This window comes from Verminephrobacter eiseniae EF01-2, assembly GCF_000015565.1.
GTDB classification, from domain to species: Bacteria; Pseudomonadota; Gammaproteobacteria; order Burkholderiales; family Burkholderiaceae_C; genus Acidovorax; species Acidovorax eiseniae.
The window spans coordinates 2,195,159-2,209,330 of record NC_008786.1 but is presented as its reverse complement, the minus strand read 5'-3'; the positions used below and the strand labels follow the sequence as shown (position 1 = coordinate 2,209,330).

The following is a 14,172-nucleotide window of genomic DNA, read 5'->3' as shown; positions in this document are numbered from 1 at the left end:
GCGCAGCGCTTGTCGCTGGCATGTCTTACGCCACCAGGGCCAGCACGCGCAGCGGACTGCCGGAGCCGGCCTGGATCTTCAGCGGGGCGGCGACGATGACGGCGCCGGTGGGCGGGAGCTGGTCGAGGTTGCGCAGGCACTGCAAGCCGAATTTGTTGGCCCCGTGCATGAGGGTGTGGCAAGGGTAGGCCAGGCTCCAGGCGTAGGACTGGCCGGCGTCGGTGTTGATGGTCTCCACGCCGAAGCCGCGCACGTCGCGCTCCCCGATGAGCCATTGCACGGTCTCCTGGGTCGGCCCGGGGGTGTGGGCGCCGTCCGCGCGCAGGTTGGCGAAAGCGGCGGGGTCGCTCAGCCGATTCGCCCAGCCGGTGCGAAACAGCAGCCAGGCGCCGGCGGGAATGCGGCCATGCCGGTCTTCCCAGGCTTTGAGGAAGTCCACGGTGAGCAGCCAGTCGTCGTTGCCGGCCACCTCGGCGCTGGCGTCGACCACGGCGGCCGGGCCGATGAAGTTGCGCGTGTCCATGGTGTCGACGGTGTTGTCGGGGTGGTCTTTGCCGGTGATCCAGTGCGCCGGGGCGTCGAAGTGCGTGCCGGTGTGCTCGCCGCAGGAAAAGTTGTTCCAGTACCAGCCGGGGCCGGCTTCGTCGTAGTGCGAGATGCGCTCGGATTTGAAGGCCCAGACCTGGCCGAACTGCGGCGGCAGTTGCAGGGCCGGGAAGTCGCTGGAAAGGGTGTGGGTCAGGTCGATGACGCGCAGGGCGCCGGAGGCGATGTCTTGCGCGAACTGGGCGAGCGAGGTGGTCATGGTGTTCTCCTGCGGATGTCGTGGGTCGTGAACGGGCGCGTAATTCATCGAGAAAGCTCGGCGCGCAGGCGCGGCGCAGCGGCTCAGGCGGCGCCCAGCGCCTTGGCCAAGTGCAAGCCGGAGCCGCCGCCCAGGCCCGGGCCGGGGTGGGTGGATGCGCCAATGTGCCACAAGTGTGCCAAGTGTGTCTCGTGGTTGCGCGTTGCGCGCAAGGGGCGCCAGAGGAAGGACTGGTCCAGGCTGCAATCGCCGCCGTAGGGGTCGCCGCCGACCAGGTTCATGTTCAGGCCCTCCAGGTCGGTCGGCGACAGCACGGCGCGGGCGAGCAGGCTGTCCCGCAAATTCGGCACCTGGCGCGCGAGGCGCTCGATGACGCGCTCGGCATAGGCTTCGCGCAACGGGGTCGTCCAGCGCGCGCCTGCGGGCACCGCGATGAGGCCCGCCGCGTCGCCAACGGGTTCGCGCGGGCATTCGGGTAGCTGTATCCACAGGATGTGGCGGCCCTCGGGCGCGCGGCTCGGGTCCAGCGCGGTGGGCTGGGCCACGCAGATCGTAGGCTCGGCCGGCAGCAGGCCGCGCTCGGCCTCGTTGACCGCGCGCGAGACGGCGTCGGCGCCGCTCGTCAGGTGCAGGTAGCCGACGCGATCCAGCGCCGCATCGGGCCATCGCGGCGGCTGCGACAGCGCCAAATGGATTTGCAGGTTGCCCTTGCCGTAGCGCCATTGGCGCGCCTGGGCGGCGATCCCGGCCGGCACCTGCGCGGGATCGAGCAGGCGCTGGTAGAGCTGGGTCGGCGTGACGTTGCAGATCACGTCGCGGGCGCGGTACTCGCGGCCATCGGCCAGGCGCACACCGGCGGCGCAGCCGCGCTCGACCAGCACGCGCTCGACATCGGCCCCGGTTTCCAATTCGCCGCCGGCGGCGCGAATCAGCCGCTCGAAAGCGCGCACCGTGTTCGCGTTGCCGCCCTGCACCAGCGGCATGCCGACGGCTTCGAGCGTGAACGCCACGACCTTGGCCATCAGCGCCGACAAAGGGGCGTCCGGCCCCAGACCGCAGTGCAACACCCACGGGGCGAGCAGCGCGCCGACCAAGTCCGAGCCAAACGCCTGCGACAGCCAGGCCCGCGCGGGCGTGAGCGCCTGGCCGAAGAAGCCGCACAGGGCATGCGGCCCCTGCTGGCAGGCCGCAGTGGCCAGCGCCCGGGCCGTGCCGATGCGCCATAGCTCATTGCCCAGCAGCGGGAACAGCAGCGGCGCCCGGGCCTCGACCTCGCCGAGCGCCGCGCCGTAGGCGGCGCCGTCGCCGGGGTGGGCCTGATCGAAGCGCTGGCAGTTGGCGGCACGCGCGGTCGACAGCACCAGATGGCGGCCATCCGGCAATAAAACGCCGGTGGGCGAATCGGTGTTGCAGTACGCCAATCCAGCCTCGTGCAGGGCCTTGCCCAGCAAGGCGTAGGCCGGCCCCGCCACGAACAGCGGATGCGCGGTGGACAAGGTGTCGTGGCGCAGCCCGGGCAGCGTCAGTTCATCGGTGCGGATGCAGCCGCCGAGCACGCGCTCGCGCTCCAGAACCCGCACCCGGCGGCCACTGCGCGCAAGCAGCGCCGCGCACACCAGCGAGTTGATGCCGCTGCCGACGATGAGCGCGTCATCCTGGCGAATTCGGGCAGTACGCATGGCGCGAATCCTGCACGAATCCACTGCCGAGTGCTATCCGGTTACCGCGCCTGACTGTCCGATTCCCGAAGAATCGGGGCGACAGGGAAAGCCCTGATGCAGGGCCGGATGCTTTACTTCGCTTCGACACTACACTGTTCCACCACTGTCAATGGAAGGAGGATGTTGCCCGTTCCGTGGCGCGACACGGTCAGGGTGTCGATATCGAGGTACTCGGCGAGTTGTTCCTGTGTCAGGCCAACGGCCCGACGGCGGTCTCCGTTGTTGCGCCCCAAGCATCTGATTTGCGTTGCTATACCTGATTTTGATGCCACTTGACGCGCTACATGCTAAACAGACCGCAGATCAAGCTGCATCGACAGGTTAAGCAAAGTTGAGCCATTCAACATGGTTGGATCTTGGTGATGCCAAAATCTGACACTTCTCATAAGGGTAAGTGCATGCAACGAGACATACCATTGGTGATGGTGCATGGCCTCTTCGGCCCGCTGCATTTCTTTCAACCGACTATACGAATGTCCGGTGTCGCAGTGCACACACCAGACCTGCTGGGCTATGGTGGACGCGCCGCACCTATCGAACTGAGCTTGGCGGTACAAGCCAATGAAATCGTGCGCTTTTTGCATGCGCTCGACTCTGGCCCATGCCATCTGCTCGGACATAGTGTGGGTGCAGCTGTAGCGATGCTGTCGGCGGAGCTCGCACCGCAACTGGTCAAAAGCATCATCAGTGTTGAAGGTAATTTCACGCTGGATGATGCATTCATGTGTCGCCGCATCGCTCCGCTGCCAGCCGCAGAGTGGCAAGCAGAATTACAGCGCATTCAGAACCAACCGGCGGACTGGCTGGCCAAGGGGGAGATCGCCGTCACTACGGAGCGATTGCAAATGGCCAACTGCATCCTGCATAACCAATCGGCTGCTACGCTGCAGGCAATGGCGCGCGCGGTGGTGAAAGAAACCGCCGATCGAGCCTATTTGAATACGGTACGCAAATTGATGCAGTACGGCACCCCTTTGCACCTTGTTGCTGGTAGCCGATCCGCAGGAAATTGGAATGTACCTGAATGGGTTCGACAAGGCGCTGCCAGCAGTTTGGTACTGGCTGGATGTGGGCATATGATGATGCTGGAAGACCCGGATCTGTTTTGCAATAGTCTTCTGGAATTATTGTATTCGTAGTAGTTGGATCATAGTTTTGGTGTTGTCTGTCGCGCTATTGCTTACGCAACTGTCCGTGAGAGTAGGGCAAATGCTCGAAGATTTGGTTCAGGTTCAATTTCCGTATTCCACCACCCATTACCACGATGACCATCGCCGCGCATACGCAATTGCTCGATACCTTTCCCTTGGTGCGTTCGCAAAACGTCGAGGACGCCAGAGAGCGCATCGGGCGGTTTTTTTCGCCGCACCGGCTGGAACTGCACGGCAAGCCCGGGCAACTGGATGTGGCCCACAACCAGGTGCGCCTGGCGCGGGTATCGCTGAACGTGCTGCACTATGGTGCGCAGGTGCTCATCGACCCCGGCGAGCGCGGTGACTTCTACATGGTGCAACTGCCGTTGAGCGGCAGCGCGCAGTTGGCCTGCGGCACGGAAAGCGTGTCTGTCGACCCCGGCGTCCTGAGTGTGCTGCAACCCCATATCGAGAGCCGCATGGTGTGGAGCGGGGATTGCACGATGCTCCTGCTCCAGGTGCCGCGCAGCGTGGTGCACGAGCGCACGATGGCATGGGGCATCGACGGGACGCCAAGATTCGCACTCGCGCATTCGCGCCAGGTACCCGAAGTGGCCGCCTGGTGGCAGGCCGTGCTGGGCCTGACGCGCAACATCGACCGCTTCGGCGACCAGTGGCTGCGGCACCCCGCAGCGTATGCGGCGCTGGAAGAATTCCTGCTGTCCGCCTTCACGGCCCTGCTGAGCCCGCCTGACGCCGCGCGCTGCCTTGCGAATCCGGGGGATGCGCGCTGCCTGCGCCGTGCCAAGGAATACATCCATGCCAATCCGGAGCGCGCGCTGCGCTGCGCCGACATTGCAAGCCATGCCTGCGTGTCGCCGCGCACATTGGAGGCGGTGTTCAAGCGCTGCGGCGAGGTGTCGCCGCTGGCCTATGCGCGGCGTTGCCGGCTGCAAGCCGTGCATGAAGCGCTGCGCCTGGCCCGGCACGAGGGCCGGGCGGTGAATGTGACCGAGGTCGCGCTGTCCTACGGCTTTTTGCACATGGGCCGGTTCGCGGCACAGTACCGGGAGCAGTTCGCCTGCAGCCCGTCCGAGACACTGCGCCCGCACTGACGCCGAATGTCCGCTGACGCCATCATCATTGGCGCAGGCCACAACGGCCTGGCCTGCGCGCTGCACCTCGCATCCAGGGGGTGGAAGGTGCTGGTGCTGGAGTCCTCGGACACCCCCGGCGGGGCAGTCAAGACTGCGCAAGTGACCTTGCCCGGGTTTCGGCACGACCTGTATGCGATGAACCTGAGCCTGTTCGCCGGCTCGGCCTTCCATGCGGAGCATGGCGCAACGCTGGCACGGCATGGGCTGGCCTTCATCGCGGCGGCACGGCCCTTTGCCTCGGCCTTTGCCGAAGGCAGCAGCCCCACCTGGCTCGGTCTGGAGCAAGGACTGGAGGCAACGCTGGCCCGGATCGGGCGCGTCAGCGCGCGCGATGCGCAGGCCTGGCGCGCGCTGGATGCGCGCTTCGAACGCGAAGCGCCGCACCTGTTCGCGCTGCTGGGCGCGCCGCTGCCATCCTGGCAGGCCGCCCGCGCGCTGTGGCGCATGGGGCGCTCGCTGGGTTTGGCCGGCATGGCCGACAGCGCCCGCTTGCTGCTGAGTTCCCCCAGGGACTGGCTGTCGGACACCTTCGAGAGCGAGGCCGTGCGCTGCCTGCTCGCCGCCTGGGGCCTGCATCTGGACTTTGCCCCCGACGTGGCCGGCGGCGCGCTGTTCCCGTACCTGGAGGCGATGGCCGGCCAGCGCTTCGGCATGGCACTGGGGCAGGGCGGCGCCGACGTGATCGTGCGCGCCATGGTGGCGGCCTTGCGCGCAGCCGGCGGCGAACTGCGCACCGGCGCGCGCGTGCGCCGCATCCATGTGGCCGGCGGGCGGGCGCAGTCGGTGGAACTCGACGACGGGCAGCGCATCGAGGCGCGCCGCGCAGTCATCGCAAACGTGCATCCAGGCGCCCTCTATGGCGCTTTGCTCGGCGCTGCGGCGCCGCCCGGCAGCGCACAGGCCCGCGACCTGCGCCCCGGCCCTGCGACGATGATGATCCACTTGGCGCTGGACGCCCTGCCGGCGTGGCGCGCAAGCACGGAACTGCAAACCTTCGCCTACGTCCACCTGGCGCCCTCGCTGCAACAAATGGCGCAGGCCTACACGCAGGCAATGGCCGGGCTGCTGCCGCACGAGCCAGTGCTGGTGGTCGGCCAACCCACCGTGTTCGACCCCTCGCGCGCGCCAGCGGGCAAGCATGTGCTGTGGGTGCAGGTGCGGGTGCTGCCGGCCAAGCCATGCGGCGACGCCGCCGGCCAGATGGCGGCGGCGCACTGGGACGACATCAAAGACGCCTATGCCGAGCGTGTGCTCGACATCCTCGAACGCTACGCCCCCGGCCTGCGCGGCTCGGTGCTGGGCCGCTGCGTGCTGTCGCCAGCCGACCTGGAGCGCGACAACCCGAATCTGGTCGGCGGCGACAGCCTCTCGGGCAGCCATCACCTGGACCAGTTCTTCCTATTCCGCCCCGCCTTCGGCCGCTCGCGCTGGCGCACCGGCGTAGGGGGCTTGTTCCACATCGGCGCGAGCACCTGGCCGGGCGCCGGAACCGGCGCGGCCTCGGGCTACCTGCTGGCGCGCGACTTGTCGGGCTGAGCCGGGTCGGACTGAGCCGGGTCGGGATGGAACCGCCGGATGGCCGGCACCGGCCCACGCCGTTTCCCGGTCTGGCGCGGTGGTTCAGCGCAGCGCTTGCGGTCACAGGCCGGGAAGCGACCGGGGCGGCCGAATCCATGCTCCATGGCGCAGCGCAGCGCGCGCAGTGGCATCGCGTTAGCGACATGCGATCGAGCACACGCAACCCTGGAGGAAATCCCGAATGAAGCAACGGTTCAAGTTCGCGGCGAGCGCCATCGCATTCGCCTGCGGCGCAACGGCCCAGGCCGCCTGCCCCACCACCATCGGCGTGGTAGTCCCGATGACCGGCCCGGCCGGCCAATATGGACAGACTGCCGCCAAGGCGATTCAAATGGCCTTTCGCGATCTCAACCAGGCCGGCGGTGTGATCGGCTGCCCGCTCGACACGGAGATTCGTGACGACCAGTCCCAAGGCTCGGTCGGCGTGGACGCGGCCCGGCAACTGGTCGACATCCGGCATGTCCCGGCGATCATCGGCTCCATCATTTCATCGGTCACGCTGCCGGTGCTCACCTCGGTCACCGTGCCGGCGGGTGTGGTGCAGATCTCACCCGCTTCGACCACGCCCACATTGACGACGATGGCGCGCGAGGGCAAGACCCGGGGACTGTTCTTTCGCACGATCACCAGTGATGCGCTGCAAAGCCTGGCGACCGGCCAGTTTGCCGCCGACCTGAAGCTCAAAAAGGTTGCCGTGATCTATGTCAACAACGACTACGGCGTCAATCTCAACAAGGAGTTCGCCCGTGCCTTCACCGCGCTGGGCGGCACCATCGTCAGCGCCACGCCCTATAACGAAAGACAAGCGTCCTACCAGCCCGAAGTGACGAAAGCGCTCGCCAGCAAACCCGAGGCGCTCTACCTGATCGGCTATCCGACCGATGGCGCCACCATCGTGCGCACCTGGATCTCGCTGGGCGGAGCGCAGAAGTTCCTGCTCAACGACGGGCTCAACAGCGACGAGTTCATCAAGGCCGTCGGCCCCAGGTACCTGGCCCAGGCCTATGGAACCTCGTCCGGCACGCCGCCGTCGGCGTCGACCAGGTACTTCGCTGCCGCGTACCCGGCCTTCAGCAACTTCAGCGCGAACGCGCCGGGGGCCGATCGGGCCTATGACGCTGCGGCATTGATCGGCCTGGCAATCGCCTGGGCAGGAAAGGCGGATTCAGCGTCCATTCGCGACGGCATTCGACGGGTGCTCGACCCGCAGGGCACAATGATCGGCGCCGGGCCCGACGAGTTCAAGCGGGGTCTGGCGCTCATCGAGGAGCGCAAGCCGATTCGCTACAACGGCCTGATCGGGCCGGTCCAGTTTGACAAGCACGGCGACATCACAGGGCCGTTCATCAAATGGCAAATCGTGGATGGCAAGGTCAAGAACCTTGGCGAGGTGCCAGTCGGGCAGATCGACTCGCTCAAGGCGCGAACGGGCGAATGAGTTGCCGTTCGTGAAACAACCGGATCACAGACTTCACTTGGGGATTCGCGCATCGCGCAGCGGCCGCTGTTCTCCGAAGCATGGGGCGCCGTGCCTGCGCAAGGCGAGGTGTTGCGCCCGCTGCGCGCGATGGCCGACTTGAAAGCAGGTTGCGCTGCCCTTTGCCGATGGCCCGCCATCGCCACCGCCACCGCCACCGCCACCGCCAGCGATCGGTGATCGGTGATCGGTGATCGGTGATCGGTGATCGGACACCCGGCCCCCATCCGCCGACACCCCATGGTGGTTGGTGTGAACATGTTTCCGATAAAGATCAATTGTTGACTTGAGTAAAACTATCGCCTACGCTGTTCCATCAGACCATCGCCTCGGAGGACGGCTCGGCTGCACCTCACGCAGCCCGTGCCCCGCTCCCTGACCGACCAAGGAAAGGCTCTGAAATGACTCCCGACGAGGCCCAGCAGTTTTTCAGTGACAACCCGGTCAAGCACATGCGCTCGACGGCATGCAAGGTGGCATGGCGGCGACCCGGGAGGTCTTCATCGGTCATGCCGGCATTCCGATCCTCACGGCCATCCGGCCGGCAGTGCCGGTGTTGCAGGGCCTGAACATGCGCCGCAAGGTGCAACCGATCGTCTCCGGCGGCATCCGCAACGGCGCGGATGTCGCCAAGGCCCTGGCGCCTGCTGCCGATGCGGTCGCGACCGGCACTGCGGCGCCGGTTGCGCCCGGCGACGACGACCCGGCCTGCGAAGCCGACGACAACGCGCTCGGCAGCACGGCCGGCGCCCAATGGCTCCCCGGGCAGCGGCTTGCCCCGTCTGACGGCAGCCATCGTCCCGGGTGAAGGGACGATCACGATGGCAAGTCAGTCCATCGGATCGAAAGGCGTGTATGTGCCTCAACGGCTTGAACTGAAGGAGTGGCCATGGTCAATGAATTGCCTCGCACTCGTCGCCGCGTTCTTGCGGCCACAGTGGCTGGTGTTGCTGCGGCGGAGTTCTCACCGGGTTTGATCGGATCGGCGTTCGCGCAATCCGGCAAGCCCGTTTTGCTGGGTGTGCCGACCTGCCAGACCGCTGCGGCGGGCGTGGCGGATGACAATGACCATTGGCAGGGCACGACGCTCGCGATGGAAGAGATCAACGCCGCCGGCGGCATCCTCGGTCGACCGCTGAAGCTCTTCAAGACCGATGTCGACAAGCTCTCGCCCGAAAGTTGCAAGCAGGCGATCGCCACATGCATAGACGCGAAGGTGCACGCCATTTCCAACGCATTCCTGTTCGCGGTGGTCCCGGCGATGGACGAGTCCGCCAAGTACAAGGCCCCGTACCTGCAGGGCAACACGCAGCGCGCCGCGACCGATGCGTTCAAGGCCAACCCGGCCAAGTACAGCCATGTGTTCCAGACCGATCCCTCGGAAGTGCACTACGGCTACACCTACCCGCTGTGGCTGGAAGCGATGGAAAAATCCGGCGCGTGGAAGCCGAAGAATCGCAAGGTGCACATCGTTCAGGAGCAGGTCGGCTATTGCCAGACGATCTCGAAGACCTGCCAGGAGGCGTTGAAGAAAAGCAGTTTCCAGCTCGCCGCCGTGACGGACATCCAGTTTCCGGTGCAGGACTGGGCCCCGGTCATCCGCAAACTGAAGGAAGTCGACGCCGGTGCGATCATGATCGACCACTGGGTGGCGGCCGAATACGCGGCGTTTTGCAAACAGTTCCGCGCCAACCCGGTGAAGAACTCGCTGGTCTACCTGCAGTACGGGCCCTCGCAACCCGAGTTCCTGACACTCGCCGGTGACGCTGCCAACGGCTTTTGTTGGAGCACGGTGCTTGGCGTCTATGCCGACAAGAGGGGCAGCGACTTCCGGGCCAAGTACAAGAAGCGTTTCCCCGGGATCATGGGCCTCGTCTATACCGGCAACGGCTACGACATCGTCCATTACCTGAAGGCGGCCTGGGAAGCGACCAAGAACCCCGAGGACTTCAAGGCGGTCTGCGACTGGATACGTGCCAACCCGTACCGCGGCGTCTGCGGCTACATGGACATGCGCAACCCGTACCAGGAGGCAGCGCATTTCCCCGACAACGGCTACGAGGTTTCGGCAAAGACGCTGGAGGCGGGCATGGGCCAGCTCTACGTGCAGGTGCAGGGCAAGGAGCACAAGATCGTGTTCCCTTACGAGCTCAAGGAGTCCGCGCTGCAAAAGGCGCCCTGGTGGAGCTGAGAGCGTGATGCATGCCGGCACTACTGCGCCCGCAGCCCTGTTTGGCTGCCGCGACATCGCACTCGACCTGGGCGGCCGACAGATCCTGCACGGCATCGGCCTGCAGGTCCGTCGCGGCGAAGTGCTGGGCATCATCGGCCCGAATGGGGCGGGCAAGACCAGCCTGTTGGAGGTGCTTTCAGGGCGCATTCGGCCCAAGCACGGCCGGGTCGAGTTCGAGGGCCGCGACGTGACCGCGTTGCCGCTGTACGAAAGGGCGCGCCTTGGCATCGGCCGCACTTTCCAGACGCCGGTCGTGCCCGACGAACTGACGGTCGGCGAGACCTTCAAGGCCGCGCGCCAAGCCTGCAAGCCCTACCTGACGCGCTTCGACGCCGAGTATGGCGCCGAGGTGGTCGGTTTCAAGTTCGCCGCCGATGTGCCGACCGCGAAGCTCGACGCGCTGGACCGGCGCAAGCTGCTGTTGGCGTGCCTGCTGATGCGGCGCCCGAAGATCTTGCTGATGGACGAGCCGGCGGCCGGTCTGATCAACTCCGAGGTCGACGAGATCGACCAGCACATCCGGCTCCTGTCCAAAGACATGAACATCGCGGTCATCATCGTCGAGCACCGCATCGAACTGCTCGAGGCCATCGCGGACCGGGTGATGGTGATGGATGCCGGTGCGACCATCTCCGAAGGTTCGCTCGCCCATGTGCTGGCGGACGCGAAGGTTCACGCCGCCTATTTCGAGAACGTGGTCGAAGGAGCGCTGACATGAGCGCCGCGCGGCCGCCCGAAGGCGCTCATACCGTAGTAGCCGAAGGCGCAGGCACTCCAGCGGGCGCAGCGGCGGCGGCGCTGCCGCGCAGCGAAGTGCTCGATGTCAAGGGCCTGTCCGCCGGCTACGGCCCGATGCGCGTGCTGCATGACCTGGACTTGAGCGTCCAGGCGGGCGAGCGGGTCGGCCTCGTGGGTCTGAACGGCCACGGCAAGTCCACGCTCTTTTATGCCATCGCCGGTTTGACCGGCTGGCAGCGTGGCTCGGTCCGCCTGAACGGCCACGAAGTCGGCCGCACGCGCAGCCAGGGGCCGGGCCGCTACACGCACCTGATCGTTCGCCGCGGACTCGCGCTGATCCCGCAGGGCGACGAAATCTTCCACGGGCTGACGGTCGAAGAGCATCTCGATTCGGGCGCCTTCACGCCCCGCGCATGGCGTGAACGGGCGCAGCGCAAGGAGCGCGTGCTCGCGATCTTTCCACCCCTGGTGAAACTGATGCGCATTGCGGTCGGCCGCCTCTCGGGCGGTGAGCGGCGCATGGTCGCGATTGGCCGCGGATTGATGGCCGAGGCCTCGCTGTTCCTGGTCGACGAACCGTCTCTCGGCCTCGCGCCGAAGATCGGCAAGGGGGTGATGGATGCGCTGATGTCGGTCGATCTGGGCCTGTCGGCGATGGTGATCGCCGAGCAGAACCTGGCGCTCCTCGAAGGCCGCGTCGATCGGGTCATCGGCATGCACGCCGGCAAACTCAAAGGTGAAGCCTCGGCGCACCTCGGTTTTCAGACCACGCGGGAGAAGTGAGCATGGGACTCGCGGATCTGGGGTTCGTCCTCATCAATGCCGTCGTGCTGGCGTGCATCTACGGCACGCTGGCGATCGGAATCTCGATCACCTGGTCGAGCGTCGGCCTCATCAATCTGGCCTACGGCTTCATCTACGCAGCGGCCGGCTACGGCGCCTGGATGACGGCGCAACACATCACCGGCAACGGCGCCATGGTGCTGGCTGCGGGCGTGCTCACCGGCGCGCTGGCCGGCCTGTTCGTCTGCGCACTGGCCTTCATACCGATACACGACAAACCCAACTTCCCGGTGCGCGGCATGATCGCCACGCTGGCCATCAGCCTGATCGGCATGCAGACCCTGCTCTGGGTGTTCGGTCCCTTGTCGAAAAACCTGCCGGAGATCTTCGGCAGCGGCAGCGTGATGCTCGGCGACACCGCGCTGACAGCCGACAAGATCGGCAACGTGCTGGTCTCGATCGGTTTCGTCGCCGCGGTCGTGATGTGGATGCGTTCGAGCCGACGCGGCCTGGAGATCCGCGCGATGATGATGAACCCGCACGCCGCCGCCATTGTCGGCATTGGCGTGCGCCGCACCGGTTTTTACGTGATGGCGATCACCGGCGCGATGGCGGGGCTTGCCGCCGTGCTGCTCTCGCAGACCTACTACATCTCGCCGTTCGGGGGTCTCACCCCGATGATCAAGGGCGTCAGCATCGCGCTCTGCGGCGGTCTCGGCAGCGTGCAAGGCGCCATCATCGCGGCCGTGATCCTCGGGCTCAATGAAGCGCTCACCAGCGTCGTCCTCGGGGGTCAGTATGTGTTGATCACGCAGTTCCTGCTGATCATCGTGATCCTGCTGATCCGCCCGCGCGGCATCGCCGGCATCGTCGACCGGGCGCGGGAGGCCTGAACATGAGCAACACCTGGCGCAATCCATTGTTCGGCTGGCAGGTCGATCGGGCCGAAGAGGAGATCCCGGCGCACCCCTACCGCCCGCCGCAGGAACCCTGGGACTCGACCCGCGAATCAAAGGTGCCGATGCTGCCGGTCGGCCGCCTGCGCTACTACTACAAGTGGGGCGGTCACGGCGCCGCGCTGTGGAGCAAGATCCGCTATTGGCCGACGCGCCGGCGCATTCTGCACATCCGCGGCGAGTACAACCCGAAGACCTTGCGCCGCGAAAAGACCATCGTCGACAAGCGCCCGATCTGGTGGCTGCTGGGGCTGGCCGCGCTCTTTTTGATGCCGATGTACATGCCGGCGCAGTTGCGCGGCTCCCTGCTCGCGGCGGGCGCGGTCTTCGCTATCTACGCCGCCATCAACCTGTGCTGGATGCTGATCATCGGCACCGCCGGCATCTACTCGCTGGCGAGCTACGCCGTCGTCGGATCGGCTGCGTTCGGCACTGCGTGGCTGTCGATCCACCTGCATGTCCCGTGGTATCTGCTGCCCTTCCTGGGCGCGGGGATCGGACTCGTTTTCGGCGCGATCATCGCGATCCCCGCGACACGGCTCGACGGCTTCTACTACGCCCTGCTGACGATCGGCCTGAACGAGCTGTGCCGCGTCTACACGCTGCAGTCGAAAGCCTTCGGCTCGGCCAGGGGCGGCCTCTACGGCGCCGACAGCTACATCCCGGAATCGTGGACTGCCGACAACCAGTCGCTGCTCGCCTTCTACGCGGCGCTGGTGCTGATGCTGCTCGCGCTGGCATTGTTTCGCGCCGTCAACGGCACGCGGCTCGGCCGCGTGCTGCGCATGGCACCGGAAAAGCGCGAGGCGTTTGCCGAAGCCACGGGCGTGAACTTCCGGGGCGCCCGCATCATGGTGTTCGTCATTTCGTCGGTCGCGCTTGGCTTCATCGGCGGCTTCTACACCGCGCACTACCGGGGGGTGGGATTTTCGATCTTCAGTTTCGACACCGTGCTGCTCGGTCTCGGCATGCTCGTGATCGGCGGCATCGGGCGCGCGGAAGGCGCCGTCGTTGGCGCGCTGATCGTCGTGTTCCTGGACAAGGTGCTGATGCCGCTCGGGCCGATCCGGCTGATCCTGATCGGCCTGATCATGCTCGGCGTGGTGCTGTTCCTGCGCCAAGGCCTGTTCGGCATCAAGCAGCAGTGGCGCGCCTGGCGCGACAAGAAAAAGAGTGAAAAGCGCTCGACCCGTTCCGAAAAAGGAGGCGAAATGCTACCCGAAGAAGCCACCGAAACCCCCGACAAGGACCTGCTCTACTGGCGCCGCTACGACAAGATGCAGCGCGACTATTTGAAGAAGCTGGTCTCGGCCGAGCTGATGGAAGAGCACCGCCGCTGCCCGCTCGGCCAGCACAGCGAGCCGCTCGAACGGCTGCTGCTGTACTTCCGCCGCGCGCCGCTGGGCGACAAGTACGCGATCGTCGCCGTCGAGCAGTTCAAAGCGTACCGCATCGTCGCATTGTCCGGCCATCGCGGCGTCGCGCCGCGCATCGTCGAAGACAAGATTCACGCCACGCAAGAAGAGGCTTACCACGGTGTGTTCCTGCGCCGCGTGCAAGACCTGATGGAGTCCTGAGAAACCACGGAGCC

Annotated in this window: 11 protein-coding genes and 1 pseudogene; 10 read left to right on the top strand and 2 right to left on the bottom strand. The window is 66.1% G+C overall.

The window, feature by feature from the left end; genetic code table 11:
* Nucleotides 1-25: 25 nt before the first annotated feature.
* Together VEIS_RS09600 and VEIS_RS09595 are read right to left on the bottom strand one after the other, a co-directional pair.
* Nucleotides 26-805: a cyclase family protein gene (locus tag VEIS_RS09600; RefSeq protein WP_011809722.1), complete on the bottom strand. Its 780-nt coding sequence runs from the start codon at nucleotides 803-805 to the stop codon at nucleotides 26-28.
* A gap of 83 nt (nucleotides 806-888) precedes the next feature.
* Nucleotides 889-2,484, bottom strand: a complete 1,596-nt coding sequence (locus VEIS_RS09595) for a phytoene desaturase family protein (protein ID WP_011809721.1) — start codon at nucleotides 2,482-2,484, stop codon at nucleotides 889-891.
* 440 nt (nucleotides 2,485-2,924) lie between these two features.
* Between VEIS_RS09595 and VEIS_RS09590 the strand changes: the two genes are divergently transcribed.
* The 10 genes and pseudogenes from VEIS_RS09590 to VEIS_RS09545 all read left to right on the top strand — a co-directional run bounded on the left by VEIS_RS09590 (nucleotide 2,925) and on the right by VEIS_RS09545 (nucleotide 14,158).
* A complete protein-coding gene (locus tag VEIS_RS09590) occupies nucleotides 2,925-3,665 on the top strand; it encodes an alpha/beta fold hydrolase (RefSeq protein ID WP_011809720.1) in 741 nt (246 codons plus the stop codon).
* 125 nt (nucleotides 3,666-3,790) lie between these two features.
* Nucleotides 3,791-4,774, top strand: coding sequence for an AraC family transcriptional regulator (locus tag VEIS_RS09585; RefSeq protein WP_011809719.1), 984 nt, complete (start codon nucleotides 3,791-3,793; stop codon nucleotides 4,772-4,774).
* A 6-nt stretch (nucleotides 4,775-4,780) separates the two neighbouring features.
* Entirely contained in the window at nucleotides 4,781-6,352 is a 1,572-nt protein-coding gene (locus VEIS_RS09580) for a phytoene desaturase family protein (RefSeq protein WP_011809718.1), read from the top strand.
* Nucleotides 6,353-6,575: 223 nt separating this feature from the next.
* Nucleotides 6,576-7,832: an ABC transporter substrate-binding protein gene (locus VEIS_RS09575; protein ID WP_011809717.1), complete on the top strand. Its 1,257-nt coding sequence runs from the start codon at nucleotides 6,576-6,578 to the stop codon at nucleotides 7,830-7,832.
* Nucleotides 7,833-8,328: 496 nt separating this feature from the next.
* A pseudogene (locus tag VEIS_RS30415) lies at nucleotides 8,329-8,565 on the top strand (glutamate synthase-related protein); the annotation flags it as partial.
* A 195-nt stretch (nucleotides 8,566-8,760) separates the two neighbouring features.
* Complete coding sequence (locus VEIS_RS09565; protein WP_011809715.1) at nucleotides 8,761-10,062, top strand: ABC transporter substrate-binding protein; 1,302 nt, start codon at nucleotides 8,761-8,763, stop codon at nucleotides 10,060-10,062.
* Nucleotides 10,063-10,069: 7 nt separating this feature from the next.
* Complete coding sequence (locus VEIS_RS09560; RefSeq protein ID WP_011809714.1) at nucleotides 10,070-10,822, top strand: ABC transporter ATP-binding protein; 753 nt, start codon at nucleotides 10,070-10,072, stop codon at nucleotides 10,820-10,822.
* Nucleotides 10,819-11,625, top strand: a complete 807-nt coding sequence (locus VEIS_RS09555; RefSeq protein ID WP_011809713.1) for an ABC transporter ATP-binding protein — start codon at nucleotides 10,819-10,821, stop codon at nucleotides 11,623-11,625. The genes VEIS_RS09560 and VEIS_RS09555 overlap by 4 nt, the downstream gene beginning before the upstream one ends.
* Nucleotides 11,626-11,627: 2 nt before the next feature.
* On the top strand, nucleotides 11,628-12,518 hold the full coding sequence (locus VEIS_RS09550; RefSeq protein ID WP_011809712.1) for a branched-chain amino acid ABC transporter permease: 891 nt from the start codon (nucleotides 11,628-11,630) through the stop codon (nucleotides 12,516-12,518).
* Nucleotides 12,519-12,520: 2 nt separating this feature from the next.
* The gene (locus tag VEIS_RS09545) at nucleotides 12,521-14,158 is read left to right on the top strand and encodes a branched-chain amino acid ABC transporter permease (protein WP_011809711.1); all 1,638 of its coding nucleotides are present in this window, start codon (nucleotides 12,521-12,523) and stop codon (nucleotides 14,156-14,158) included.
* Nucleotides 14,159-14,172 lie beyond the last annotated feature (14 nt).